The sequence below is a fragment of the Pseudomonas sp. Au-Pse12 genome, assembly GCF_021341665.1.
In the GTDB taxonomy this organism is placed as follows: domain Bacteria; phylum Pseudomonadota; class Gammaproteobacteria; order Pseudomonadales; family Pseudomonadaceae; genus Aquipseudomonas.
Map to the genome: position 1 here is coordinate 170,447 of NZ_JAJTTH010000002.1, position 24,224 is coordinate 194,670.

25 protein-coding genes and 1 pseudogene are annotated in these 24,224 nt (G+C 63.9%); 6 read left to right on the plus strand and 20 right to left on the minus strand.

Annotation, left to right across the window (positions count from 1 at the left end; genetic code table 11):
• Nucleotides 1-23 precede the first annotated feature (23 nt).
• Nucleotides 24-800, plus strand: a complete 777-nt coding sequence (locus LXM55_RS05325; RefSeq protein WP_233319325.1) for an AraC family transcriptional regulator — start codon at nt 24-26, stop codon at nt 798-800.
• Nucleotides 801-807: 7 nt separating this feature from the next.
• Here LXM55_RS05325 and LXM55_RS05330 read toward each other — a convergent pair whose 3' ends face one another.
• From LXM55_RS05330 to LXM55_RS05365, 8 genes are all read right to left on the minus strand, one after another.
• Nucleotides 808-1,581, minus strand: coding sequence for a GNAT family N-acetyltransferase (locus LXM55_RS05330; RefSeq protein WP_233319328.1), 774 nt, complete (start codon nt 1,579-1,581; stop codon nt 808-810).
• Nucleotides 1,582-1,790: 209 nt separating this feature from the next.
• Entirely contained in the window at nt 1,791-2,876 is a 1,086-nt protein-coding gene (locus LXM55_RS05335; protein WP_233319330.1) for a type I restriction endonuclease, read from the minus strand.
• 303 nt (nt 2,877-3,179) lie between these two features.
• Complete coding sequence (locus LXM55_RS05340; protein ID WP_233319332.1) at nt 3,180-3,701, minus strand: DUF4142 domain-containing protein; 522 nt, start codon at nt 3,699-3,701, stop codon at nt 3,180-3,182.
• Nucleotides 3,702-3,869: 168 nt separating this feature from the next.
• The gene (locus tag LXM55_RS05345) at nt 3,870-5,219 is read right to left on the minus strand and encodes a sensor domain-containing protein (protein ID WP_233319334.1); all 1,350 of its coding nucleotides are present in this window, start codon (nt 5,217-5,219) and stop codon (nt 3,870-3,872) included.
• 104 nt (nt 5,220-5,323) lie between these two features.
• Nucleotides 5,324-5,962, minus strand: a complete 639-nt coding sequence (locus tag LXM55_RS05350) for a LysE family translocator (protein WP_233319336.1) — start codon at nt 5,960-5,962, stop codon at nt 5,324-5,326.
• 125 nt (nt 5,963-6,087) lie between these two features.
• Nucleotides 6,088-6,504, minus strand: a complete 417-nt coding sequence (gene fos / locus LXM55_RS05355) for a fosfomycin resistance glutathione transferase (RefSeq protein WP_233319338.1) — start codon at nt 6,502-6,504, stop codon at nt 6,088-6,090.
• Nucleotides 6,505-6,507: 3 nt separating this feature from the next.
• Entirely contained in the window at nt 6,508-7,239 is a 732-nt protein-coding gene (locus tag LXM55_RS05360; RefSeq protein ID WP_233319339.1) for a hypothetical protein, read from the minus strand.
• A gap of 10 nt (nt 7,240-7,249) precedes the next feature.
• Nucleotides 7,250-7,987 (minus strand): hypothetical protein, encoded by a 738-nt coding sequence (locus LXM55_RS05365; protein ID WP_233319341.1) that lies wholly within the window; start codon nt 7,985-7,987, stop codon nt 7,250-7,252.
• Nucleotides 7,988-8,187: 200 nt separating this feature from the next.
• Here LXM55_RS05365 and relB point away from each other — a divergent pair, with 200 nt between their 5' ends.
• Nucleotides 8,188-8,427: a type II toxin-antitoxin system RelB family antitoxin gene (relB, locus tag LXM55_RS05370; RefSeq protein ID WP_233319343.1), complete on the plus strand. Its 240-nt coding sequence runs from the start codon at nt 8,188-8,190 to the stop codon at nt 8,425-8,427.
• Nucleotides 8,417-8,700 (plus strand): annotated as a pseudogene (locus LXM55_RS05375) (type II toxin-antitoxin system RelE/ParE family toxin). The gene relB and the pseudogene LXM55_RS05375 overlap by 11 nt, the downstream one beginning before the upstream one ends.
• Before the next feature lie 75 nt (nt 8,701-8,775).
• Here LXM55_RS05375 and yiaY read toward each other — a convergent pair.
• The gene (yiaY, locus tag LXM55_RS05380) at nt 8,776-9,924 is read right to left on the minus strand and encodes an L-threonine dehydrogenase (protein ID WP_233319345.1); all 1,149 of its coding nucleotides are present in this window, start codon (nt 9,922-9,924) and stop codon (nt 8,776-8,778) included.
• 158 nt (nt 9,925-10,082) lie between these two features.
• Here yiaY and LXM55_RS05385 point away from each other — a divergent pair, with 158 nt between their 5' ends.
• Nucleotides 10,083-11,102 (plus strand): DUF4917 family protein, encoded by a 1,020-nt coding sequence (locus LXM55_RS05385; RefSeq protein WP_233319947.1) that lies wholly within the window; start codon nt 10,083-10,085, stop codon nt 11,100-11,102.
• Between the two features lie 88 nt (nt 11,103-11,190).
• On the opposite strand, the gene LXM55_RS05390 is transcribed toward LXM55_RS05385, so the two are convergent.
• Nucleotides 11,191-11,733 (minus strand): helix-turn-helix domain-containing protein, encoded by a 543-nt coding sequence (locus LXM55_RS05390; RefSeq protein WP_233319349.1) that lies wholly within the window; start codon nt 11,731-11,733, stop codon nt 11,191-11,193.
• Between the two features lie 161 nt (nt 11,734-11,894).
• Between LXM55_RS05390 and LXM55_RS05395 the strand changes: the two genes are divergently transcribed.
• Both LXM55_RS05395 and LXM55_RS05400 read left to right on the plus strand, forming a co-directional pair.
• Nucleotides 11,895-12,677, plus strand: a complete 783-nt coding sequence (locus LXM55_RS05395) for an aldolase (protein ID WP_233319351.1) — start codon at nt 11,895-11,897, stop codon at nt 12,675-12,677.
• Between the two features lie 31 nt (nt 12,678-12,708).
• A complete protein-coding gene (locus tag LXM55_RS05400) occupies nt 12,709-13,596 on the plus strand; it encodes a dihydrodipicolinate synthase family protein (RefSeq protein WP_233319353.1) in 888 nt (295 codons plus the stop codon).
• Between the two features lie 68 nt (nt 13,597-13,664).
• Here the strand turns inward: LXM55_RS05400 and LXM55_RS05405 are convergent, their stop codons facing one another.
• The 10 genes from LXM55_RS05405 to LXM55_RS05450 form a co-directional block, all read right to left on the minus strand.
• Nucleotides 13,665-14,198: a hypothetical protein gene (locus tag LXM55_RS05405; protein ID WP_233319356.1), complete on the minus strand. Its 534-nt coding sequence runs from the start codon at nt 14,196-14,198 to the stop codon at nt 13,665-13,667.
• Nucleotides 14,198-14,842, minus strand: a complete 645-nt coding sequence (locus LXM55_RS05410) for a hypothetical protein (RefSeq protein ID WP_233319358.1) — start codon at nt 14,840-14,842, stop codon at nt 14,198-14,200. The genes LXM55_RS05405 and LXM55_RS05410 overlap by 1 nt, the downstream gene beginning before the upstream one ends.
• Before the next feature lie 261 nt (nt 14,843-15,103).
• Entirely contained in the window at nt 15,104-15,442 is a 339-nt protein-coding gene (locus tag LXM55_RS05415; RefSeq protein WP_233319360.1) for a YegP family protein, read from the minus strand.
• A gap of 77 nt (nt 15,443-15,519) precedes the next feature.
• The gene (locus LXM55_RS05420; RefSeq protein WP_233319362.1) at nt 15,520-16,872 is read right to left on the minus strand and encodes an LLM class flavin-dependent oxidoreductase; all 1,353 of its coding nucleotides are present in this window, start codon (nt 16,870-16,872) and stop codon (nt 15,520-15,522) included.
• A complete protein-coding gene (locus LXM55_RS05425) occupies nt 16,865-18,292 on the minus strand; it encodes an MFS transporter (protein ID WP_233319363.1) in 1,428 nt (475 codons plus the stop codon). The genes LXM55_RS05420 and LXM55_RS05425 overlap by 8 nt, the downstream gene beginning before the upstream one ends.
• Before the next feature lie 123 nt (nt 18,293-18,415).
• Nucleotides 18,416-19,165: a tRNA-dependent cyclodipeptide synthase gene (locus LXM55_RS05430; protein ID WP_233319365.1), complete on the minus strand. Its 750-nt coding sequence runs from the start codon at nt 19,163-19,165 to the stop codon at nt 18,416-18,418.
• Between the two features lie 4 nt (nt 19,166-19,169).
• On the minus strand, nt 19,170-19,946 hold the full coding sequence (locus tag LXM55_RS05435) for a 2OG-Fe(II) oxygenase (protein ID WP_233319367.1): 777 nt from the start codon (nt 19,944-19,946) through the stop codon (nt 19,170-19,172).
• A 291-nt stretch (nt 19,947-20,237) separates the two neighbouring features.
• A complete protein-coding gene (locus LXM55_RS05440; RefSeq protein ID WP_233319368.1) occupies nt 20,238-21,224 on the minus strand; it encodes an aliphatic sulfonate ABC transporter substrate-binding protein in 987 nt (328 codons plus the stop codon).
• 3 nt (nt 21,225-21,227) lie between these two features.
• Nucleotides 21,228-23,696 (minus strand): TonB-dependent receptor plug domain-containing protein, encoded by a 2,469-nt coding sequence (locus tag LXM55_RS05445; protein ID WP_233319369.1) that lies wholly within the window; start codon nt 23,694-23,696, stop codon nt 21,228-21,230.
• Nucleotides 23,697-23,721: 25 nt separating this feature from the next.
• Complete coding sequence (locus LXM55_RS05450; protein WP_233319371.1) at nt 23,722-24,219, minus strand: RidA family protein; 498 nt, start codon at nt 24,217-24,219, stop codon at nt 23,722-23,724.
• Nucleotides 24,220-24,224 lie beyond the last annotated feature (5 nt).

Genomic DNA, 24,224 nt, shown 5'->3' on the forward strand with positions numbered 1-24,224 from the left:
GCCCCCCTAGAGAGAGGCAGACGATGATCGATAGCGCACAGCTGCAGCACTTGCCCCGGGCCATCGCCGCCCACGCCCCCCGGGACCTCAATGGCCTGCTGGCCAACATGGCGCCGATCACCCCGCTGCTGGACTGCATCCCCAGCGCGGTGTTCTTCATCAAGGACCTGCAAGCCCGCTACCGGGTGGCCAACCTGACCCTGGCCCAGCGCTGCGGCTTCAAGAACGTGCGCCCCCTGCTGGGCAAGACCTCCGCCGAAGTCTTTCCGGCGGTGCTCGGCCCGGTCTACACCGAGCAGGACCAGCGCGTGCTGCGCCAGGGCATCACCATCAAGGGCCAGCTGGAACTGCACCTGTATGGCAGCCGCGAACCCGGCTGGTGCCTGACCCACAAACTGCCGTTGTACGGGCATGACGGGCAGATCATCGGCATGGCCGGGATCTCCCTGGACCTGCAGGCGGCCCATGACACCCATCCCGCCTATGAACGCCTGGCGGCGGTGGACCGGCATATCCGCGAACACTACAGCGAGACCATCCGCCTGCAGGACCTGACCCGCATCGCCAACCTGTCCATCGCCCAGCTGGAGCGCTACTGCAAGCGCATCTTCCACCTCACGCCGCGGCAGATGATCCACAAGGTCCGCCTGGAACACGCCTCGCAGTTGCTGCTCACCGAAGAACCCATCACCGAGGTGGCGCTGCAATGCGGCTACACCGACCACAGCGCCTTCAGCCGCCAGTTCCGGGCGCTGACCGGGCTCAGCCCGCGCCAGTTCCGGCAGAACGCTGCCCGCTAGCGCGGGCTCATTCCTGGCAGAAGGCGCGGTAGTCGAACAAGCGCTCGAAACCGGCCTTGCGATAGATCGACAAGCCATCGAGCGAAGCTTCCAGCACGCAGATCCTGGCGCCCTGGGCCCGAGCGAACGCCAGCGCCGAGTGGATCAGCGCCGTGGCGTAACCCTGCCCCTGGTATTCCGGCACCGTGCCGATGTCGTCCAGACGCGCCAGCCCCGCCCCGAGGGACAGGGTCAGGGCGCTCACCGGGCGCTGCTCGACATACAGGGTGAAATGCCGCAGGCCGCTGCCGGCCGCCAGCGCCGCCCGATGCCGCGCCAGGTACTGCTCGATCCCCGCGCCGCCAGACTCGAACGCGCTCTGTACCGGCTGCGCCCAATCCTCCAGGCGCTGATCGGTGCAACGTATATCCGCCGCCGGAACCGGCGCCGGCACTGCGCCGTGGCGCGCCAGATCGAGAACCATGCACGTGGTCTTGTCCGCCGGCAGCAGGTGCTGCTGACGCAACGGCTCACTGACCCGGGGCACCTGCGCTTCGGGCACCACCACACAGAACGGCATCCCGGTGCGCTGCAGGAACGCCACGCCTTCGGCCAACTGCCCCGGCTGGTCGGCGCCGCACTCGCGCATCATCAACAGGTTCAGGCTGCTGGCTTCGACTCCCGTGCAATAGGCGCTCAGGCCGCTGCCGAAACGGCGATAGAACTGCGAGATGGAAACGAAGAAATGGTCTTCGGCCTGGTGATACAGGTCGATGATCGAAGCATGGGTAGCGGCTGGCATCGGCGGCCTCCTTGAGCGTCGCGGCGCCTCCATCCGGCGCCTGGTCCGGGCCACGTTAAGCCCGGCACCGCCGCGGCTCCAGCACAATCCTGTTTTATTCTGCGAAGGCATGTTTGCAGTTGTAAGCAGACAGCCAATTGCCTTGCTCCAGCGGCCAGGAAGCCCGGTGCTTCCTGCCGCCTTTGCTGATTGCACTGCGGGCAGATCACCTACTCATAAAAGCCAACGGTCTTCTTCAGGTGGTCAGAGTATTCGTAGATCTCGTCGACGGAGCTGATCGGGTGGCGAGTCTCAACCTTGTCCTGGTCGAAAATGCCGATGTACTTCTGTGATCGATTGAAATGCAAACGGCAAATCGGCTTGCGATTGTTATCGTCAAGCAGGATGCCGAAATAGCTCTGGGTATCGCGTTGCACAATGCGCTTGGCATCGACCACCGAACGCACTACCGCTCGTACGATGTGATACCCCTCAAGCTCTTCCAGCGTGGTGAAGATTTTCTCATCCGAACGTTCCCCCTCATCAACGTCCGCATCATCGTTGAGTGGAGCCGAATGCTGAGCAATCAGTACCTGATTGGTACCACTCATGGCTGACTTCAGGCGGTCATTGATCTGGTCGTTGAGAAACTGCCCAATGGCTTTGCGCGTCAGCTCGTAAAACTGATCCCGGACTTTTTGCGTGATAACGCCTTCATAGACTCGCGATGCGAAGACTTTCACAAAGTCGTCGTCGGGCTTGCTGACTTGGGAAGCGATGACCTTCTTGATCTGGCTGACGTACTTCAACTCGCCCGCTGCGCTGAGAATTGAATCGACGTCAAACGCTGACTTGGTCAGTTTGATCAGCTCCGGCACCGAGTACTCATCGATGTCCAGCAGATCAAGTTCAAGAAAGGGTTTCTCATCCATCTTGTTCGGCGCATCCAGGTCAGTGAAGAACTTGTAGACCTGACCATTGGTGAGGATGGATATGCGTGCGCTGGTCACATGAAAGTAACGAAACAGCTGGGACGCATGGTTGATATGCAGCGGCTCACCGATTTTCTTGCACTCGATAAGCATCTGTACCTCACCGTCCTTGATGATTGCGTAGTCGATCTTTTCGCCTTTCTTGGTCCCGACATCACAGACAAATTCCGGAGTCACCTCCATGGGATCGAAAACGTCGTAGCCCAAGACCGTACTGATAAAGGGCATGACAAACGCGTTCTTGGTCGCCTCTTCGGTTTGGATGGCCGCGCCTTGTAAACGTACCTTGGCAGCGAGACTGGTTAATTTTTCAAGAAATTCCATAAGAGACCTCTGACAGATTCCGATCCGTGAATTAGCGTGATGGCACTTTGAACGCCATTGATACTAGCCACAAACCGGTACAAAGACAGACATCCCCATCAACTCAAGCGCGCGACGCTGCTCAGCATCGGAGTAAAGAAAAAAACACTTCTCATCTACCGCACTCATTTCACGCTGAACGGATGAAATAACACCTACGCCACAACGCCGCTGCCGCCCCACAACGAATGCGGGCGGGTACTGCACGGCCACGACAGCGAGCCGCTGATCATCCATTTCAATCCGTACCGCGAGCGAAACGGCTCAACCGTCCAGGCGATCGGAGCGCCCGGCCTGCAGGGCCTTGGCCATCTGCAGGTGGTTTTGCAGCTTGGGCAGCGTCTCTTCGGCAAACGCCTTGAGCTCCGGCACCTCGCTGGCCTGCGCTTGCTGCTGGATCTGCTGGATGGCCTCTTCGGTGGCCTTGACCTGGCTCGCGGCGTAGGCACGGTCGAAATCTTCACCTTCGGGCACGGAAGGCATCAAGCGCCTGGCCTGGTCCATCACCTGTTCCCGGGGGGCGACAGGCAAGTCCAGTTGCTTGGCGATCTTGGCCAGGTGCTGGTTGGCCGTGGTGCGGTCGTTGATGACCTGGATGGTGTATTCCTTGACCGCCTTGGACGAGGTTTGCTGGTGCGCCAGGCGGCTGGCTTCGATATCGGCCATGCCCTTGGCCGAAGCGTCATCGATGAAATCCGCAGGGGACTGGGCCAGGGCGCGGGTGGCGCCAAGGCCCAGGAGCAGTGCCAGTCCGGCACCACGCATGACAGTGGCGATGGGATTCATGAGGTGGCTCTCCGCGTGCAAATGGATCTGCCGGGAGCCGCGGCTCCCGTCTGCATAGGGAAAAGCCCGGAGCGCAAAGGTTTAGAAAAACCGTCGCCGGCACGACGAACGGTGAATGCCGGCAACAACACAACAGCCTGGCCGGGCCCCTCTGCGCGGCTTGCCGGATCAGGCCCTGGAGCGGCTTTTCTGCGCGCGCTTGACCGCGTACATCGCATCATCAGCGTGCTTGAACAACTGTTTTTCCTCCAGGCCGTGCTCGGGATACAGGCCGATGCCGATGCTGGGCAGGATGTTCAATGAATGGCCGTCCAGGCGCAGCGGCTCGCCCAGCGCCCGATGGATTTTCTCCGCCACCCGCTGGGCATCCTCGCTGTGCTGCACGCTCTCCAGCAAGATCACGAACTCGTCGCCGCCCATCCGCGCCACGGTGTCGACTTCCCGCACGCAGCCCTTGAGCCGGTTGGCCACCGCTTGCAGCAGCATGTCGCCCACCGCGTGCCCGCAGGTGTCATTGACCTCCTTGAACCTGTCCAGGTCGACATACAGCAAGGCCATGCGCCCCGAGTCGCGTCGGGCCCGCGCCAGGGCAGAGCGCAGGCGCTCACGCAGCAGTTCGCGGTTCGGCAGGTGGGTCAGTTGATCGTATTCGGCCATGTAGTGCAGCCGCGCATGCAATTGCTTGCGTTCGATGGCCGTCGCCAGTTGCGCGCTGACGTATTGCAACAGCTCCTGGTCCTGTTCGCTGTAGCTTTCGGTGCCCGGAGCGCTCTTGACCATCAGCACGCCGATGGTGCCCTTTTGCGAATTCAGGGGGACGCCGAGCCAGCAGCGCGAGCCCTGGATAGCCGCGAATTCGCTCCAGAGCTTGCGGTTCATCGGACATTCCGGCGCCAGCAGCAAGGGCTGGCCACGTTGCAGCACTTCGACGCAGAAGCGCTCGATCAAGGTTCCCGGCAGCTCAGGGCTGCCCTCGCAATCATCGACGTGATAGGGAAAGCTCAGGTTCTCGTTCCGCTCGTCATACAGCGCCAGGGAACAGTTCAGGGCCGGCAACCATTCGCCGATGATCCGGTGCACCCGGCGGAACAGCGCCAGCAAGTCTTCGGTGGCATGGGCCGCCTCGGAAATCGCGTACAACGCCGCCTGCCGGGATTCCGCCTGCTTGCGCTCGGTGATGTCCCGGGCCACGGCGATGCGCAACTGATCCACTTCCGACCAGCGCGCCGACCAGAGGATGTGCGCCACGCGCCCATCCTTGCGCAGGTAACGGTTCTCGAAATTCGGCTTGGGCACGCCGCCCATGATTTCCCGGGCCGCCTGCAAGGTGCGCTCGCGATCGGCCGGGTGCACCAGCTCGATCATCGGGCGGCCGATCAGTTCGTCGGCGGTGTAGCCGAAGACCCGCTCACAGGCGGCGCTGACGAAGACGAAGCGACCCTCGACATCCACGGCGCACACGGCGTCCAGGAGCAGGTCGATGAAACTGGCCAGAGGCGCGGAGTTCTTGGTTGCCATCAGAGAAAGCTGCTACCCATAAAAAATGCACTGAGTACCCATCCCTTGAGCCCGGTCGCAGGTCCAAGCCCGCGACAGCACACCGTCGCAACCCGCGCGGCATGTCACGCCTTGTTGCTGACCAGCCCTGGCACTGCATGCGCCAGGGCGTTGATTGCGAAACCGATGAACATCACCCCGCAAACCCGGGTAATCGCCAGTTCGTGGCGCTGGTACCAATGACGCACCTTACGCGCGCCAACGATGCCGATGAGAATAGCGTATGCACCGAGGCCACCAAGGAAACTCAGGGCAATCAGCCCCGGGAGCATTGACCAGGTCAGCAGTTCGGCGCGGCTGGAGAGCAGCGCAGTGAAGGTCGCCACCGCCACCGGGTAGGCCTTGGGGTTGGTCAGGCCGAACAGGATCCCGTGCCAGAACGGGTTGCGCGCCGGCCCCTGGGGCTCATCGCCGTTGCGCCGCTGGCTGCGGATCGCCCGCAGGCCGAGCCAGAACAGGTACAGGCCGCTGAGCACACCGAGGATATTGAACGCATCGCTGCCGATCTCCCGGGCACCGACAATCGCCACCAGGGCCGTGCTGCACCAGACCACGTCACCCAGCATGTGCCCGCAGAGAAACCCGGCCCCCGCCTGCCGCCCGCGGGACGCGCCGATGCCGAACACCGCCAGCACTCCGGGCCCGGGGGTGATCGCGTAAATGAAACCCGAGGCGATTACGGCCAGCAACAGCGATGAGGTCATCAGCAAGACTCCAGAACGATGTGCCTGACAAAAACGCCAGGCACGGGACGAATGTGGCGGATTCTGCACGATCAAGGCACCTTGCCACCAGCCGCTTTCGTCAGCTGCTTCCAGGCAGCGCAACCTCAGTCGGTGGGGTAAAAGCGCATTCGCGCGTAGGGATGTTCGCGGCAGGCGCGTAATCGCGAGACCAAGTCACCGACATGAACCTCCAGTCGATGGCCATCGGGATCGAGAAAATAAAACGACTCGCCCTCGCTGCGGTTGTCGCGCCACTCCTGCACCCGTGCCTCCCGCAGGCGCTGGACCAGCGATGGAAAATCCGCAGCACCGACGCCAAAGGCGTAATGGGTGTAATCGGCAGCGGCCGGCGCCTGCCGTTGCGGGTCCAGGGACAGGCACAACCACAGCCCCGGCAACGACAGGTAGGCTCCGGCTTCCCAGGTGGCCTCCAGACGCAGTTGCAACAGCGCGTGATAGAAGGCCAGGCTACGGGGCAAGTCGCTGACCGCCAAGGTCAGGTGGTTGAGACCAGTGAGCATGGATCACACGCCTTTCAGGGCTTTGGGCAAAGGGTATTGCCGACCGTCATAGTGCAGGGTCACCTGGGTGTTCCTGGGCGGCAGGTCACGGCTTTCACAACCATCGCGGCCCTTGAAATGCTCGGTGCTGACTTCACGGGTACGCACGATCAGATCGGCGTAAGCATTGCGCTGGCCGCTGCCGACTTCCAGGGTCCGGTGCAGGGTCCGGGAGCGGCCCACGCACTCGCCGCCCCAGCCAAACTCGCCGTTGCTTTCGTCCATCACCAATCCTTCCAGCAGCGGCAGGACTTCCTTGTCTTCACGTCGGTACAGGGTCAGCACGCTCTTCTCGTAGGGCATGGCGCTGGAGCTGTGATGGTACAGGACCCGCAGACCAAAGGCCCGCTGCTCTTGGTTCAAGCGGTAGCGCCCGGTATCGATCTGCAACCCTTGCAGAGCCACGGCATCGGAAAACAGCGCGGAATCCTTGTAGTTGCTGGCCAGGGTCCAACCAGAGTCGATGTCCTGCAACGATACGTCCAGGCTGTAGCTGCTGACGTCGCCAGCCTGGCTCCCGGGCATGGGCGTCGCCCGGGCACTGATGCTCAGCTCCGGCTCCGCGGGCCAGGGCTTGCAGACATAGAACTCTCCGGGGGTATCCGTCGTGTTGTCGCACCGTGCCTGCGCCGCCGTGACAACCCCCAGCCAGGCACAAAGCGCCAGGCCCAGGCCGCATGGTTCAAACCACTTCATCAACACTCCTTCAGATACCGCTGTAGCCATTGGGCAGGACATAACGCTGGCCGTCGTAATGCAAAGTGACGAGCACCGGCTTGGCGGTCACCGACTTGGACCGGCACTCCTCGCCGACTTTTTCGCTTCGGGTACTGACGCTGACCGAACGCACGATCAGGTCGGCATAACCGTGGCTGCGGGTCTTGGCGATCTCCAGGGTACGGGTGGTTTTCGTCCACTCCCCGGCACACAGGCCGTCCCATTCACCGTTGTAGGAATGAGCCAGGAACTTCTCCAGCACCGGGCGCAGGGTACTGCCCTCTCGCACATACAGGCTGAGCCAGACCTGACTGAAGGGGTTGACCCGGGACGAGCCCTCGAACCCGGCCCGGACCCCAAACGCCCGCACCTGTGGCGTCAGTTGAAAGCGCCCGGTGTCGAGCTTCACGCTCTCCAGGCGAACCGCGTCGGAAACAAAGGCCGCAGGCTGTGCATAGCGTGCCAGGACCTGCCCGCTGTTGCGCTCCAGCACTGCCAATTGCAGGTTGTAGGTGCCGTCATCGTTGCCGGTGTCGCTGGGATCCGGGACCCTCTCGGACAGCAGGCTGATGCCCTGGTCGGCAAAGGCCGGCCAGTCCTTGCACAGGGAAAAGCCCGGAACTTCGGCATTGCGTGGCGGCGGCAGGCATTGGGCCGCCACCGATGTGGCGCCGGCCAGGACCGCCAGGCCGCCCAGTAGCGGGATAAGGGAAGAGTGACGGAACATTCACGACTCCTTGTGACAGGCGGATACAGCGCGATTTCAGGTCGCACTATCCTCTGCCGCGCGGTCGCTTTCAACGCTGGGAGCTCGCGCTTGGGCGTGGCCTTGCCTGGTAACAACCGCAGGCCTGACGAATGGCCGGCCTCAGGCTAAGGTATGACGAGGTAGTATGTTGTATTACACATCACTACAACGAGACCGCCATGTCCATCATGTCCCTGCGCCTGCCCGATGAGCTCGCTGAAACCCTGGCCCTGCTGGCAAAGGCCACTGGGCGCAGCAAATCGTTTCTCGCCGTGGATGCCCTGCGTGAATACCTGGCGCGGGAAGCCTGGCAGATCGAGGAAATCCAGCAGGCGCTGAACGAGGCCGATGCGGGTGACTTCGCCAGTGCCGAAGAAGTCGCGGCCGTCGCCGGCCAGTGGACCGACAATGCGCATTGAATGGCTGCGTGGCGCCCTGAACAACCTGACGACGAGGCGCGTCATATCGCCCAGGATGATCCCCGGGCCGCGGGAGAGTTTGTCAGGGCGTTGTTGGCCAGTATCGAGCAACTGGCCCGCTTCCCCTCAAGCGGCCGCGAAGGCCGCCTGCCCGGCACCCGGGAGTGGGTGGTACCGGGGTGGCCTTACCTGATTCCCTATCGGGTGCGGGGAGACCGGCTACAGATACTGCGAATCTTCCACACCCGCCGTCAGCCACCGGCGCGCTGGTGATCACTTCGCCGGCCAGCCGGCTCCTGCAGAGCCGGTGACTGCAGAAGCTGGCTGGTCAGCGAATCCCCCTTTTCCTCAGAACGCGTTGCGGAAGATCTCCTCGATCTGCCGCTGATCCGCCGGGCGTGGGTTGGTCAGGCCGCAGGCGTCTTTCAGGGCATTGGCTGCCAGCAGCGGAATGTCCTGCAACTTGGCACCCAACTCACGCAAACCGGCAGGAATCTCCACGTCCCGAGCCAAGGTGCGAATCGCCGCGATTGCCGCCTGAGCGCCCTCTTCCGGGCTGAAGCCACGAATGTCCGCGCCCAAGGCATGGGCCACATCGGTCAGACGCTGGGCGCATACCGTGGCATTGAAGCTCTGCACATGGGGCAGCAGCACCGCGTTGCACACACCGTGAGGCAAGTCGTAGAAACCGCCCAGTTGGTGGGCCATGGCGTGCACGAACCCCAGGGAGGCATTGTTGAATGCCATGCCGGCGAGGAACTGCGCGTAGGCCATGTTCTCCCGCGCCGCCAGGTCGTTGCCGTCGTGCACCGCCTGGCGCAGGTTGGCGCTGATCATTTCCACCGCCTTCAGGGCGCAAGCATCGGTGATCGGGTTGGCGGCGGTGGACACATAGGCTTCCACGGCGTGGGTCAGGGCATCCATGCCGGTGGCGGCGGTCAGGCCCTTGGGCATCGCCACCATCAGCGCCGGGTCGTTGACCGACAGCAGCGGCGTGACGTTGCGGTCGACGATGGCCATTTTCACGTGGCGCGACTCGTCGGTGATGATGCAGAAACGGGTCATTTCGCTGGCGGTGCCGGCGGTGGTGTTGATGGCGATCAGCGGCAGTTGCGGCTTGGCCGACTGGTCGACGCCTTCGTAGTCGCGGATCTGCCCGCCATTGGTGGCGCACAGGGCGATGCCCTTGGCGCAGTCATGGGGCGAACCGCCGCCCAGGGAGATGACGAAATCGCACTGGGCCGCCTGCAGTTGCGCCAGGCCCTGCTCAACGTTGGCGATGCTTGGGTTGGGCTTGGCGCCGTCGAAGACCACCGAATCGATGTCCTGCATCGCCAGTTTCTCGGCCACCATGCTGGCCACCCCGGCCTTGGCCAGGCCGGCGTCAGTGACGATCAGCGCCTTGCGAAATCCATAGTTGCGAATGGCGCTCATGGCCTCGTCGAGACAGCCGATGCCCATGATGTTCACGGCTGGAATAAAAAAGGTGCTGCTCATCAGAAAGTCTCCCGGCGAATGCCGATTTCACGGTGTCGATGCAATGTTTGCCGGACAGGATCGACCGATCGGTCACCGGCGTTGTTGATCTGGCTCAAGGGTCGGTCGTGATAAAGTCGGCGCCCGAAAGACCTCCAGCCTTGAGACCGATGACCGCGATGATGGATTTCCAGGAATTTGATGCCGAACTAGAAGACTGGAACGCCCTGCGCGCAAGCACGCCGTTCAGCGGCTTGCTGATCGGCAACGGCGCCAGCCGCGCCGTGTGGGAAGACTTTGCCTACGACTCGCTGTTCGAAAACGCCCGTACGGTGGAAGAAAAGCCCCTCAGCCAGTCCGAACTCAGCGTGTTCGATGCCCTGCAGACCCGCAGCTTCGAGCAGGTGCTGGGTGCCCTGAAAACCACCAGCCGGGTCAACAAGGCCCTGGCGGTCAGCTCGGCGGCGCCGCGCAATCGCTACTACGCGATCAAGGAAGCACTGATCAATACCGTGCACGCGGTGCACATGCCCTGGCGCCTGGTCCAGGCGCAGAGCCTGGCGGCGATCAACCAGGAACTGCGGCGCTACCCCACGGTGTTCACCAGTAACTACGACCTGCTCAACTACTGGGCGGTGCAGCATGACAGCCAAGGCATCGACGACCTGTTTCACGGCGCCGATCCGGCCTTCGCACTGGGCGCCGCCCCCAGCGCCGCGACCCGCCTGCTCTACCTGCACGGCGGCCTGCACCTGGTGCGCAACCTGGACGGCAGCGCGCGCAAGCTGACCTCCACCGAAGGCACCCTGCTGGGCAGTTTCGCCATCAACAACACCCTCAAGACCCTGGACGACGTGCCGTTGTTCGTCAGCGAAGGGCCACTGGCGGACAAGCTCAAGACCATTCGCAGCTCGGACTACCTGTCGTTCTGCTACCAGCAGTTGCAGGACCACAGCGGCGCGCTGTGCATCTTCGGCCACAACCTGGGGCCCCAGGACAACCACCTGGTGCAGGCGATCCGCCAGTCGACGGCCAAGACCCTGGCGATTTCCATCTACCCGCGCAGCGCGGCGTTCATCCAGCACCAGAAGCGCCACTACGCCAAGCTGTTCGAAGGCCTGGACCTGAGCCTGCGCTTCTTCGATGCCAAGACCCACGCCCTGGGCAACCCGGCCCTGTCGGTGCCCGTCGAACGCTGACCGCGCCGAGCGCGGGCGTTCTGGGGATCGCCGCGGGCCTGCGGCCCGTTCGCAGCCTGCGGCAGCGGCTACAGGACGTGGCCGGGGTTCACTCTTCGTTGCTGTGCACGACGACCAGCAACTGCGCCTGTTCGTCCCCCAGGGAGCGGATGCGGTGGGGTTTCTGCGCGTTGAAATGCAGCGCGTCGCCACGGTTGAGAATCACCCGCTCGCTCATGAAGTCCACTTCCACCTGGCCTTCGTGGACAAACAGGAACTCCTCCCCCAGGTGTTCCTTGAAGGTCTTGTCACTGAACTCCTTGGCCGGGTAGATGATGAACGGCAGCAGGTTGCGCTCGCTGACCTGGTGGGCCAGCACCGCATAGCCCGGAGCCTGGTCGTTGGCCGCCAGCGACTGGCGCTCGTCACTGCGCACCAGGCTGTAGCTGTCGAGGCTGATGCTGTCCTCGGCGAACAGTTCCTCGACCTTGACGTTCAGCGCCTTGGCCAGTTTCAGCGCCGCCGCGATCGACGGGGTGTTCAACCCGCGCTCGACTTTCGACAGATAACTCTTGGTCATCCCGGATTTTTCGGCCAGCGCCTCCAGGGTCACGCCAAGTTTTTTTCTCAGTAATTTCAAACGGATAGACATGTAGAGCGGTTAATCCATCTAGGAAACAACGATTGGCGCTTGCCAATGACACAAAGTGTCATATAGCCTTTTAAGTGTCATCGCGACTCACCCAACGACCTCGCAAGCAGCAGGTGAAGCGCAGATCCGACGTCCATTGCACTTCTCAAAGGACCTTCGACATGGCCAAGACATTAGCACTGCCCAAAGACCAGCTGGTCAAGCAAGCCCTGACCCAGATGCAAAACACCCTGGCGGATAATACGTGGACCGACCGACAAAAGCTGGCCCTGACCTGCCGCATTCTGTTCGAGAACGGCCATGACTCGGGCCTCGCCGGGCAGATCACCGCCCGTGGCCCGCAACCGGGCACCTACTACACCCAGCAGCTGGGCCTGGGCTTCGACGAAATCAGCGCCAGCAACCTGCTGCTGGTCAACGAAGACCTGGAAGTCCTCGAAGGCCACGGCATGCCCAACCCGGCCAACCGTTTCCACAGCTGGGTGTACCGCGCCCGGCCGGACGTGAACTGCATCATCCACACCCACCCGACCCACGTTGCCGCGCTGTCGATGCTCGAAGTGCCGCTTGAGGTGTCGCACATGGACCTATGCCCGCTGTACGAGGACTGCGCCTTTCTCGAACCCTGGCCGGGGGTGCCGGTGGGCAACGAAGAAGGTGAAATCATCTCCGCGGCCCTGGGCGACAAGCGCGCGATCCTGCTTTCCCACCACGGCCAGCTGTCCACCGGCGCGAGCATCGAGGAAGCCTGCGTGATCGCCCAGCTGATCGAGCGCGCGGCCAAGCTGCAACTGTTGGCCATGGCCGCCGGCCGCATCAAGCCGATCCTGCCGGAGCTGGGCCGCGAAGCCCACGACTGGATCTCCAAGCCCAAGCGCCACGGCGCCGCCTTCAACTATTACGCTCGGCAAAACCTGAAAAAACACGCCGACTGCCTGAACTGATCCACCCCTTATGCCTTGCAGGAGTTGCACCATGTCTACCACCAAGATCCACGGCATCATCGGCTACACCGTCACCCCCTTCGGCACCAACGGCGAAGGCCTGGACCTGGACGCCCTCGGGCGTTCCATCGACCGCATGATCGACGCCGGCGTCCACGCCATCGCGCCCCTGGGCAGCACCGGCGAAGGCGCCTACCTCAGCGACGCGGAATGGGACCAGGTCGCCGAGTTCAGCCTCCACCACGTGGCCAAGCGCGTGCCAACCATCGTCAGCGTCTCCGACCTGACCACCGCCAAGGCCATCCGCCGCGCGCGCTTTGCCGAAGCCCAGGGCGCCGACGTGGTGATGGTGCTGCCGACCTCCTACTGGAAACTCAGCGAAGCCGAGATCCTCGCCCACTACCAGGCCATCGGCGCCAGCATCGGCGTGCCGATCATGCTCTACAACAACCCGGCCACCAGCGGCACCGACATGTCGGTGGAACTGATCCTGAAGATCTTCCACAGCGTGGAAAACGTCACCCTGGTCAAGGAAAGCACCGGCGACATCCAGCGCATGCACAAGCTGCAACTGCTGGGTGAAGGCCAGGTGCCGTTCTACAACGGCTGCAACCCGCTGGCCCTGGAAGCCTTCGCCGCCGGCGCCAGCGGCTGGTGCACGGCCGCAGCGAACCTGATCCCGCAGCTCAATCTCGACCTCTACCAGGCGCTGCTGGACAACGACCTGCAGCGCGGCCGGGAGCTGTTCTACCGCCAGCTGCCGCTGCTGGATTTCATCCTCAAGGGCGGCTTGCCGGCCACGGTCAAGGCCGGGCTGGAACTGACCGGGCTGAACGCCGGCGAGCCACGCCGGCCGGTGTTTGCCCTGAACCAGGGCGCACGCCAACAGTTGCAGACGCTGCTGCAGACCCTGGGCTGATGCCCTGAAAAAAAAGCCCGGGCGGCTGACACCGTCCGGGCTTTGACAGGGGCGCGTTCAAGCGGCGCTCAGTGGCTGTTCAGCGCCACCGGGGCCTTGGCCTTGAACTGCGGGTCCTGCAGCATCTGTGCGATGAAGTCGTCGGTGATGCGCTGCACATGCTGGTATTGGCTGCCATCGGGATTGGCCCAACCGCGCCAGGAGCGGGTCTGATTGCTGACCCGATACTTGGCCAAAGGCTGGTCGCCACGGCTGACATGGAACATCACCTGGCTGTCCCAGGTGACCCGGCCCGGCACGATGAAAAAGGTCATCGCACTGAGCAGCCCCATGGGAATGTTCTGCCAGCCATAGTAATCACTGTTGGCCATCACGATCACGTTGTAGCCATCGACGCTGAACCCCGACTGCACCTGCTCGAAGGTGCCGCGCCGACGCAGTTCGTCACGGATCAGCCCGCCGGGGATGGCCCCGATCACACTGACGCTGATCGCCGGCAGCCGCTGCTGATAATCCACCTCGGCCGGCTTGAGACTATGGCTGGTCTGGCAACCGCCAAGCGCCAGCATCCACACCATCAATAACCACACCCGACCGCGCATTACAGATCCCCCGACAGCATGGCCTTGAGCATCGACGCCTTGGGCCCCTGCTCCTTGACGATCAACGCGGTGACTTCTTCCATCTTCTCGAGATCGACCCGTTGCAGGCTCGGCACCTGCGGGTATTTGGCGCGCACCAGGGCGGCGTCGCGCTCCAGGTGGTCGCTGTGCAGAAACACGCACTTGGCCCCTGCGGCCGACAGGCAGCCGGCGCGGAAATCACCCAGGTAATAGGCCTTGCCGGCTTCCAGTTCCAAGGGGATGGAGAAGTCTTCGCGGCTCCAGGCGGTGGCGTTGCCGCGGTCGAAGTACAGGTTGTAGATCTCGTAGCGCCCGGGTTTGAGCGGCATCACGAACAGGCTGCCGATGCCGTGCCAGGTCTCGCGCACATCCCGTGGCGTGCGACCGTAGATCTGGTTGTACAAGCGCGCCGAGGCGAACCCGTCACCGCCCCGCGGGCGAATCAGCAGCCTCTGTTCGTTGGCGGTGTGCACCGCCTTCGGCCAGATACCCACCACGCCCACCACATAGGCCACCCCCGACTGCGAGTCGGGGCGCATGCTCTCGGCGATTTTCGTGGAAGACAGGCTGTAGCAACCGCTCAGCGCCAGCAGCGCGGCGAGTAATACGAGAGGGCGAATCATGAGGTCGCAGATCCCTTGGACAATGATCGATAACGTCAACCCGTGCGCCAGGCATGCCGACCGCCCGGTGACGGGCGCGGAGGATAATGCAAGTGATGGCATTTCGCCAGATTTCAGTCGCCAATCGGCTGGCGCCCGCCTGGGGCTAGACCCCAAGCTCGCCGCCATCGCGGGTGCCCGCTTCAGTCGGGCCGATGGCGGCGCAGCAACACGGCCTTGTCCCTGGTCAGGACGAGCGGCCCAGGCCTTGCAGAACCGGGCTCAAGCGCCCGTCAGGTCCTTGATGTTGTGGCTCGGACCGTTGGCCTTGACGCTGGCGATGCCCTTGTCCCGGGCCGCCTCCGATGAATAGGTTTCACTGCTGCCGATGATCTGGTGATTGGCCGCCTTGAGATTGAAATAGGGCTTGCCGTCCTTGGCGCTCTTGCGCTCGTAGCGCTCTTCCAGGGGGCTGTTGGCCTGCACCGAGGCAATGCCGTTCTCGGCGGCTCCGCGCGTGGTGTACAGCTCACTGGTGAGAATGGTCTCGGCGTTGGCCGCCTTGAGCAGGAAACGAAACTGGCCGCTGCTGCTTTTCTTCAACTCATACCATCCGGACATGCTGTTGCTCCTTGGGTTGTTCGATAGGCGTTGATCGATGGGCGTTGCGCCTTGAGAGTAAAGCCCCATTCGCCGATTCAGCCATTGCCCCTCTGGCTGAAGAATCGGTTTGCCACCCGTTCCAGCCCCAGGTGTTCGCGCAGGCTGTGCCCCGTGTAGCGCTGGCGAAACAGGCCCCGGCGTTGCAGCTCGGGGGTGATCAATTGCACAAAGTCGTCGATGGCCCCCGGCAGGTGGGTGAACAGCACATTGAAGCCATCGGCGGCGTATTCCTCGTACCAGGTCGCCATCTCGTCGACGATCTGCCCCGGCGTGCCCACCAGCACCTTGTGCCCGCTGGCGGACAGGCTGCGCAGCAACTGCGCCAGCGTTGGCCGCTCCCGGCGGACCAGCTCCACCACCAGTTGCCGACGGCTCTTGTGCCGTTCGGTGGGCACCGCATCCGCCAACAGCGGCACCTGGGCGTCCAGGGGCAGGCTCGACAGGTCGATGCCCAGGTCCAACAGGTAGGACAGCGCCTTGAGCTGGGCCTGCGGGTCCTGCAACGCCTGCAATTGCTGGTACTTTTCCTCGGCCTCGTTGAAGCTGCGGCCCACCGTGGGGGCGATGCCTGGGAAGATTTTCAACTGCCCGGCATGGCGGCCGTAAGCGGGAAGTCGTTCCTTGAGCCCGGCGTAGAACGCCTTGGCCTGCTCCAGGTCGGCCTGCGCGGTGAACACCAGCTCGGCGCAACGCGCCGCCAGTTCACTGCCTGGGCCCGAGGAACCAGCCTGGGCGATCACCGGCCAGCCCTGCACCGGCCGTGGTGCGTTCAATGGCCCTTGCACCTGAAAGTGCTGTCCGTGGTGCTGCAACAGGTGCATCCGCTCCGGGCGCAGCCACTGGCCGCTGGCCTTGTCCCGGGGGAAGGCGTCATCGGCCCAGCTGTCCCACAGGCCGCTGACCACGTCGAAAAACTCCTCGGCGCGGGCATAACGCTGGGCGTGGCTCATGGGCACGGGCTGATTGAAGTTCTCGCCGCCGATCAGCCCCGTCACCAGGTTCCAGCCGGCCCGGCCCTCGCTCAAGTGGTCGAGCGAGGCGAACTTGCGCGCCAGGTTGTAGGGCTCGTTGTAGGTGGTGCTGGCGGTGGCGATCAGGCCGATGTGCCGGGTCACCACCGCCAGGGCCGGCAGCAGGGTCAGCGGGTCCCAGCGCAGGCTGTGGGAGCTGCGAGCCAGCACCCGCGGATCGAGATCCCCCACCGCCACGTTGTCGTTGAGAAACAGCGCGTCGAAGCAGCCCCGCTCCAGGGTCTGGGCGTAGTGCCGGTAGCGCTGGAAATTCAACGAGGCATCGGCGTCCGCGCGGGGATGGCGCCAACTGCCGCCGTGGGCTCCGGAGCCGGAGAGAAAGGCCCCCAGCCCCATCTGCCCGCCACGCTCAGCCATGGCTGGCGCCCTCCTCGGCCGCCGCCACCGGACTCGGCGCGGCGCGCAGCAACAGGCTCACCGCAGTCCAGACCAACAGCATCGCCAGCGCCAAGAACAGCATCACCCCGCGATAGCCATTGAGAAAGGCGCCCTGGGCGTCATCCAGCGGCGTGGCGGAAAAGTGGTGGAACAAGCCCACGCCCAGCGCCAGCCCGATGCCGCCGCCAACGTTGTGCAGGGTCATCAGCGAGCCCATGGCCACCGAGCCCACGGCCTGGGGCACCGAAGAAATGCCCAGCACCGTCGACGGCCCGAGAATGCTCGCCCAGCCCAGGCCCATGATGACGAAGGCGCCCAGCAGATAAGGCAGTGAAGTCTGGCGATCGAAGCCGGCCTGCAGCAGCGCCGACAGCACGAACAGCAGCAACCCGGTCTTGATCAGCAGCGCCGGGCCCTTGCGGTCCACCAGCCGCCCCACCAGCGGCGACAGCAGCGCCACGCCCAAGGTGGTGGGCAGTAGCAGCAGGCCGCTGGCCTGCACCGTTTCCCCACGGATCTGCGCCAGGTACAGCGGCATGACGAAAAACGCCACGCAGTAGAACAGCGCCAGGCCGAAACTGGCCGCCACCCCGGCGACGAAACGCCGGTTGGCGAACAGCTTGAGGTCGATGATCGGCGCCGCCACCCGCCGCTCCACCGCGAGAAATGCCCCCAGGGCCAGCACCGCCAGCGCCACCAGCCCCAGGGTCAGGGACGACGCCCAGCCCCAACTGCCGCCCTGGACGATGACCAGCACCAGGCTCGGCAGGCCGATCAGTAACAGCAGCGCGCCCCAGCCATCCAGCCGCGCACCGCTCTCTGCCGAGCGCGACTCCTGCACGCTGAAACTGCAGATGCCCAGGCTCAGCAATACGAAAGGCACGTTGATCAGGAAGATCCACTGCCAACCGAAGGCGCTGGTGATCAGCCCGCCCAGCACCGGCCCGACGGCCAGCCCCACGCCGTTGACCCCGAACAGCACGCCGAAAGCCCGGCCCTGCTCGGCGCTGTCGAAGGTGCTGGAGACAATCGCCCCCGAGGCGGTGTAGAGCACCGCGCAGGCCAGCCCCTGGATCACCCGCGCGCCGATCAGGGTGTCGATCTGCCCCGCCAGCCCGGCCGCCAAGGACGCCAGGCCGAACACGCTCAGGCCGATGAACAGCACCCGCTTGCGCCCATGCAGGTCGGCCAGGCGCCCCACCAGCACCATGAAACTCGACAGCGCCAGGATGAAGCCGTTGATCACCCATTGCAGGGCGTCCACCGAGGCTCCCAGGTCGGCCTGCAGCGCCGGTAGCGCGGTGTTGACGATGGTGAAGTCCACACAGCCGAGAAAACTGGCGATGCTCACACCGAGCAATGCCCACCACTTGCGTTGCTGTTGCGCAAAAACGCTCATGGAAACTCCTTGTCAGTCATGGAAAAACGCTCTGCAGGAGCTGGCCGGCGAACAGGCCCTTGAGCCCTGCACCGCCGGCAGGACGCCGGCGCTGGCACGCCAGCTCCTGCATTGATGGGCAGTTCAGATGGCGATCGCGCCGCTGGCCCAGTTGGGGTGAATGGCGCCGGGCAAGGTGAACGGAATCGGAATCCCGCGCTTCTTGAACTTCAGCGGCAGCCAGCGCACCCGGTCCGGGCTGTGGGGTTCGATCAGCAGCTCGCGGCTGGTGGCCATGGCGCTGGTCATCTGCTGCGGATAGAGCACGTAGTGGTAACCCTCGTCGGCCCACAGCGGCAGGATGATCGGGATCTCTTCCAGGATGTATTCCCGGCACTGGGCCGCCGCCCGTTCGATGTCCGCCTGTTCATCGCGCAAGCGCAGGCGCTCGGTGAACACGCCGATGGTGCTGTCGATGGCCTGGCGCAATTCCTCGCGCTGCTGATAGATCTGGTCCAGTTGCTGGCGCAGTTCGGCGTAACGGTCGCTGGCCAGCTCCTGGTTCCAGCGGGTGATGTGGTACGGCACCCGCAGGCCGTCGAGGATGCTCTGGTTGCGCGCCAGCCAGGCATCGCCGTCGCGGATCGACGCCGACAGCGCCTCGCCGGGAGATTTGCCGTGCTTGTTGTGGCGTTGCAGGGTGTCGGCGACCACCACCTTGACGTGGCTGAAGCCGGACTGGTTGATCAGGTGGATGGTGGACCGCAGCTTCTGGTCCTCGTGGTATTCCTGGCCGACGCTGACCGCCAGGACCACGCGCTTGCCGTCGAATTCGTGCTCCTCGCCGCCCTTGTTGAAGTAGGCCTTGAGGTTGATTTCCTGCACCTTGCTCATGAGTTCAGCTCCAGTAGGCCAAAGGCTGGTGTTCGCCGTAGTAACCGATAAAGACCCCGAGGGTGACCCGGGTGCTGCTGGCCGAAGGGCGTACCGCGTGGATCAGCCGTGGGTTGAGCAGGATCAGGTCGCCGGGCTCGGGCTTGACCACGAAGTCCGGCGGCGGCAGCAGGTGGCGCTCGATGCCGTAGGCCCGTTCGCCCTTCAGGCGGTTGTATTCGTCCTCGTCCGGCTCGATGCCCCAGATCTCCAGTTCACCGCCGTCCTCGGGGATCTCCAGGTAGATGTTGGTCGACAGCTGGGTTAGCAGCGGCGGGCTGTGGCCCTCGGGGGCATTGCGTTCGAGCTTGTCGGTGTGGGGCGTGAGATCGACCCCCGAACCCTGGAAGCGGGCAATGCCGACGAAGCATTTCTGCCCGTCCACCTGCAAAAGGTGCGCGCCCTGGGGCCAGACCTCGTCGAGCAACAGGCGCAGCTCGTCGATGGGCGAGGCCAGAGGCCGGAACAGGTTGCGGATCTTGCGGATGTTGGGCAGGGCCAGGGCGTGGTATTCGGCCCGGCTCTGTTCATCCTGGATCTCGATATAGGCCTTGCCGACCCGGACGAACTCCTGCTGCTGGCTGAAGGCACTGCGCAGTTCCTGCTGGTACAGATGATCCCGCGCCACCTGCAAGGTGTCCGGTGGGCAGAAACCTTTGAGCTGAACGCCGTAAGAGCGTTTTTCCACAACATCGAGGATATGCCGCGCTTCAAGTTTGTCGGCAGTAGTGACTGTGAACATGCAAGCTCCCTTATTCCCTGGAAGTAGCGACGAAGTACAACACTGGCAGAACGTAATAATTTGTTTCAGGGCCACCTTAAGTAGTTGAGAAGGCCTTGTGAAATACCCTTTATCTCTAATCTCCAAACTTAAAAATGTATCGAAAATCAGGCAAATAGCGGCCATTACCGGCACTTTTACAAGGCTGGACCGGCACTATTAAATTTGCTGATAGTCAAGTTAAACAGCGGACATTATTGAAGGGATATTTATTCATTCCTCCCGAGTTCAATTAATAAAAACGCCATCAATTCATTCAACTTCATTGAACTGTTCGTCCATGTAAGCCGCTGCGTCGAACGACTTCTGGATGATGCCTTCCTCGCGATACAGATCAGCGGTGTGCTGCACGTCCGCCACCACCGACGGGCCCACGGCAATGCGTCGCGGCACGGAATAGCGGTTGGAGCGTTCATGGACCTCTACCGGCAGGCCGCTGTAGCCGGCCTGGATGCGGGAAAACTCGGCCTGATGCTGATTGGCCCAGGCATAGGCGCGGTCCAGGCGCCGGAGGAAATCGGCAATCTGTGCCGGCTTGTCATGGATCGCCTGATCATTGGCCACCAGCAGCATGTGCCCGGCGAACAGGCCCTCGCCACTGACCAGCACCCGGGTTCCACCTTCCATCTGCACCATGCTGGTGTAGGGGTCCCAGGTCGACCAGGCGTCCGCCTGACCGTTGCTCAGCAAACTGCGGGACTCGGCCGGCTGGAGAAAGATGAACTGCGCATCCGCGCCGTGCAGGCCTACCGAACGCAACGCCGCCAGGGCCAGGAAATGGCCGATGGAACCACGCGTCGTGGTGATGCGCCGACCCTTGAGGTCGGCGGCATCCCGTAGCGGCGAGTCGTCCCTGACCAGCAGCGCCACCGCCGTGGGCGTGACCTTGAGCTTGATCACCCCCACGGTCCTGATCGGCGCCCCGGCGGCAGCGGCGAACACGAACGGCGCATCCCCCAGGCTGCCGATATCCACCGCTCCCGCGGCCAGGGCCTCGGCGGTGGGCGCAGCGGCGGCAAAGGAAGCGAACTCGATGGGGTACGGCACCTGCTCCAGTTCGCCGGCGGCTTGCAGCAGGATCTTCAGCGACTGCTTCTGGCTGGACACCCGCAGCACCGGCTGCGCTAGCGCATGGCTGCCGAACAGAAGCAGCGCCAGGAGCGCCAGCCGCCGTCTGCTGCGCAGCCGATCGCAGCCTGCGGCAGCGGCTACAGGGGGCTCGTTCGCCTGCTTGATCATCGATCAGAACGCCAGGCTGACGCGGCTGTAGTAATAGCCACCGCCCAGGCCATAGGGCGAGAACATCCCGTATTCATAGGTCCCCGCCCAGGCCTTGAGGCCGATCTTGTCCGGGTACACGTCGAACAGGTTGTTGGCCCCCACGGCCACGGTGAGGTTCTGGGTCACGTCGTAGGCCACGTCCAGGTCGGTGATCCACTTGGCGCTGTAGGTGCGGTCGTTGGCCGGGATGTTCGAGCCTTCGGTGTACTCGCCAAAGCGGGTCAGTTGCAGGTTGGTGGTCCAGTCGCCGACCTTGTAGTTGGTGGACAGGATCCACTTGTCCTTGGGTGTGGATTTAGTCAGGTCGATCTGCTGCTGGCGGTCGAACAGCACATAGCCGGCCCCCAGGCGCGACAGGGCCGCCGGGGTGTCCGCCAGGTCGCGGATGGTGGTCTTGTTGTGGTTGTAGGCCAGGCTCCACTTGGCCGTGCCGTACTCGCCGAACGACTGGCTGTAGTCCGCCACCAGGTCGACGCCCTTGGTCCGGGTGTCGGCGGCGTTGGTGTAGTACTGCCCGGCGAGGTTCGGCGACAGGCCGTTCTCCACCAGGATCTGCGACACCGCCGGGCCCTTGAGGATGCCGGTCTGGAGGATGCGCTTGTCGATGTCGATCAGGTAGAAGTCGGCGGTCAGGCGCAGCCGCTCGGTGGGCTCGGCGGTGAAGCCCAGGCTGTAGTTGCGCGAGGTTTCCGGCTCCAGGTCCTTGGCCCCCAGGGCAATGGCTTCCGGCGAGTTGGGGCGCATCTGCTTGGTGCGCACCGAGCTGGTGGTGCCGCCCGCGCCGAACTGGGTCACGGTGCTGGTGGTGGAGAACACGCTCTGGGCCAGGGACGGCGCGCGGAAACCGTTGCTCACCGCCGCGCGCACCGCGTAGCCGGGGAGGAACTCGTAGCGCGTGGTCAGCTTGCCGCTGGTGGTATCGCCCACCCCGAGGTTGTACTTCTCATAGCGCGCCGCCGCGCCGACGTACCAGTTGGGGGTGATGTTCAGGCCCAGGTCCACATAGGCCGCCTCGCTGTGACGCTTGAGGCTGTAGGCGTCTTCCGGGGTGGTGCCGTTGACCGAGAACAGCCCCGGGTCCGGCACCACGCCGGCAAAGGGGCCGGTGGCCGGCACATAGCTGCCCTGGTTGTAGGAATTGGGTTCGCCCTCCTCCAGGGCGTATTTCTCCCAGCGGTATTCCACCCCGAAGGAGGTTTCCAGCGGGCTGCTCCAGCCGATGTCCAGGGCCCTGGAGAAGTCCAGGTTGTTGGTCCACTGGTCGAACACCAGATTGCCCAGGTGGAAGTCGTGCTGACCGTAGGGGCCGTTGGAGATGTTCAGGTTGTTGGCGGTGTCCAGCACCCCGCGGTCCTTGCCGTAGGTGCTCGACAAGTCCCAGTCCCAGCCGCCCGCCAGGCCCTTGGCGCCGCCGGCGACCTGGAAATCGGTCTCGCGGATCTCCCGCCGCGCCTGGCCGCCGTTGGGGTACGGCGCATTGGGCACCCCCGCCAGGCTGGTGATGTCGGTGGGCTTGCGGTGGCCCAGGTCCTTGTTGCTGTTGCGGTAGCTCAGGGTCGAAAACGAATACAGCTTGAGGTCATCGGCCAGGGGCAGCTCGGCGTTGTAGGCCAGGCTGGTGGTGCGGTCGCGGCCCAGGCCGTATTCGGTGCCCCAGCCCTGGCGATTGCTTTCTCGCGGGTCCGGCGAGCCGTCGGCCTGCTTGAAGTACAGCTGGCCGCTGGCGGCGCTGGAGCGCTCGTAGGGCTCCTGGATCTTGGCGTCCCAGGACAGGTTGAAGAAGCCGCCGTCCTCCCCCAGCTTGTTGCCCCAGTTGAAGGCCTCGTGGCCGGTGGTGCCGTCGCCGTCGTAGTACTGGCCCAGGGTGGTGTCCGAGGTCAGGCCCTCGGCGTTGCGCTTGAGGATGATGTTGATCACCCCGGCAATGGCGTCGGAGCCGTACTGCGCGGCGGCCCCGTCGCGCAGCACTTCGATGCGCTCGATGGCAGCGGTGGGAATCAGGTCCAGGTCCACCGGCACCGAGGCGTTGCCGACCCGCGCGCCGTTGTTGATCAGCGCCGAGTTGTGCCGGCGCTTACCGTTGATCAGCACCAGCACCTGATCGCCACCCAGGCCGCGCATGCTCACCCCGCGCACCAAGAAGGCAGTGCCGCCGCCGTTGATGGTTGGCACGTTGAACGACGGCAGCAGGCGCCCGAGCATTTCTTTCAGGCCGTTCTGGCCGATGCTGCGCAGCTGTTCGCTGTCGATCACATCGATCGGCGCCGGGCTGTTGGTGACGGTGCGCTGCTGGCTGCCACGCACGCCGGTGACCACCACGGTGCCCAGGGTTTCATCGGCGGCCAGCAGCTCCACAGGGGTTGTCAGGCTCAACAGGCCAAGGCTCAGGGGCGCGGCGCCGCGAACGATTTTATGCAAGGAAATACCCATGACTTCAGATCCTTTTGAATGGCGCTCAGCGCGACCGGGCGGCGACGGTTTCGACTTCGATCAGGGCCCCGGGCAGTACCAGCCCCGCCACTTGCACCGTGGTCCGGGCCGGTTTCAGCGGTTGTTTCTCGGTGCCGAAGAACTCGCGAAAGGCCACTTGCAGGCCGTCGAAATCCAGCTTGCCGCCCAGGGCCGGATCGCCCACCAGGTAGATCCGCAGCTGCACCACATCCCCCAGGGTCAAGCCCTGGCTGGCGAGTATGGTTTCCACCTTGCGTAGCACCACCCGGGCCTGGGCCTCAGTGTTGCCGGCGGCATGGACCTGCTCCTTGGGCGCCTTGGGGTCCACCGGATCCGGCAGCAGGCCGGAGAGGTAGGTCACCTCGCTGTTGGCGGGCAAGGTCACCGATTGCAAAATCGGCGAATGGGGATAGGTGGACGGCACGCGCTGGATCCCCGCGGCCCAGCTGCTGCTGGCGGCGCACAACAGCCCCAGCCCTACGACGGTGTTTTTCAAAGACATGCAAA

What these genes read in the sequence shown, in the direction of transcription:
- LXM55_RS05325 (WP_233319325.1), top strand. Translation starts at nt 24, where the DNA reads ATGATCGATAGCGCACAGCTGCAGCACTTGCCCCGGGCCATCGCCGCC.
- LXM55_RS05330 (WP_233319328.1), bottom strand. Translation starts at nt 1,581, where the DNA reads ATGCCAGCCGCTACCCATGCTTCGATCATCGACCTGTATCACCAGGCC.
- LXM55_RS05335 (WP_233319330.1), bottom strand. Translation starts at nt 2,876, where the DNA reads ATGGAATTTCTTGAAAAATTAACCAGTCTCGCTGCCAAGGTACGTTTA.
- LXM55_RS05340 (WP_233319332.1), bottom strand. Translation starts at nt 3,701, where the DNA reads ATGAATCCCATCGCCACTGTCATGCGTGGTGCCGGACTGGCACTGCTC.
- LXM55_RS05345 (WP_233319334.1), bottom strand. Translation starts at nt 5,219, where the DNA reads ATGGCAACCAAGAACTCCGCGCCTCTGGCCAGTTTCATCGACCTGCTC.
- LXM55_RS05350 (WP_233319336.1), bottom strand. Translation starts at nt 5,962, where the DNA reads ATGACCTCATCGCTGTTGCTGGCCGTAATCGCCTCGGGTTTCATTTAC.
- fos (WP_233319338.1), bottom strand. Translation starts at nt 6,504, where the DNA reads ATGCTCACTGGTCTCAACCACCTGACCTTGGCGGTCAGCGACTTGCCC.
- LXM55_RS05360 (WP_233319339.1), bottom strand. Translation starts at nt 7,239, where the DNA reads ATGAAGTGGTTTGAACCATGCGGCCTGGGCCTGGCGCTTTGTGCCTGG.
- LXM55_RS05365 (WP_233319341.1), bottom strand. Translation starts at nt 7,987, where the DNA reads ATGTTCCGTCACTCTTCCCTTATCCCGCTACTGGGCGGCCTGGCGGTC.
- relB (WP_233319343.1), top strand. Translation starts at nt 8,188, where the DNA reads ATGTCCATCATGTCCCTGCGCCTGCCCGATGAGCTCGCTGAAACCCTG.
- yiaY (WP_233319345.1), bottom strand. Translation starts at nt 9,924, where the DNA reads ATGAGCAGCACCTTTTTTATTCCAGCCGTGAACATCATGGGCATCGGC.
- LXM55_RS05385 (WP_233319947.1), top strand. Translation starts at nt 10,083, where the DNA reads ATGATGGATTTCCAGGAATTTGATGCCGAACTAGAAGACTGGAACGCC.
- LXM55_RS05390 (WP_233319349.1), bottom strand. Translation starts at nt 11,733, where the DNA reads ATGTCTATCCGTTTGAAATTACTGAGAAAAAAACTTGGCGTGACCCTG.
- LXM55_RS05395 (WP_233319351.1), top strand. Translation starts at nt 11,895, where the DNA reads ATGGCCAAGACATTAGCACTGCCCAAAGACCAGCTGGTCAAGCAAGCC.
- LXM55_RS05400 (WP_233319353.1), top strand. Translation starts at nt 12,709, where the DNA reads ATGTCTACCACCAAGATCCACGGCATCATCGGCTACACCGTCACCCCC.
- LXM55_RS05405 (WP_233319356.1), bottom strand. Translation starts at nt 14,198, where the DNA reads ATGCGCGGTCGGGTGTGGTTATTGATGGTGTGGATGCTGGCGCTTGGC.
- LXM55_RS05410 (WP_233319358.1), bottom strand. Translation starts at nt 14,842, where the DNA reads ATGATTCGCCCTCTCGTATTACTCGCCGCGCTGCTGGCGCTGAGCGGT.
- LXM55_RS05415 (WP_233319360.1), bottom strand. Translation starts at nt 15,442, where the DNA reads ATGTCCGGATGGTATGAGTTGAAGAAAAGCAGCAGCGGCCAGTTTCGT.
- LXM55_RS05420 (WP_233319362.1), bottom strand. Translation starts at nt 16,872, where the DNA reads ATGGCTGAGCGTGGCGGGCAGATGGGGCTGGGGGCCTTTCTCTCCGGC.
- LXM55_RS05425 (WP_233319363.1), bottom strand. Translation starts at nt 18,292, where the DNA reads ATGAGCGTTTTTGCGCAACAGCAACGCAAGTGGTGGGCATTGCTCGGT.
- LXM55_RS05430 (WP_233319365.1), bottom strand. Translation starts at nt 19,165, where the DNA reads ATGAGCAAGGTGCAGGAAATCAACCTCAAGGCCTACTTCAACAAGGGC.
- LXM55_RS05435 (WP_233319367.1), bottom strand. Translation starts at nt 19,946, where the DNA reads ATGTTCACAGTCACTACTGCCGACAAACTTGAAGCGCGGCATATCCTC.
- LXM55_RS05440 (WP_233319368.1), bottom strand. Translation starts at nt 21,224, where the DNA reads ATGATCAAGCAGGCGAACGAGCCCCCTGTAGCCGCTGCCGCAGGCTGC.
- LXM55_RS05445 (WP_233319369.1), bottom strand. Translation starts at nt 23,696, where the DNA reads ATGGGTATTTCCTTGCATAAAATCGTTCGCGGCGCCGCGCCCCTGAGC.
- LXM55_RS05450 (WP_233319371.1), bottom strand. Translation starts at nt 24,219, where the DNA reads ATGTCTTTGAAAAACACCGTCGTAGGGCTGGGGCTGTTGTGCGCCGCC.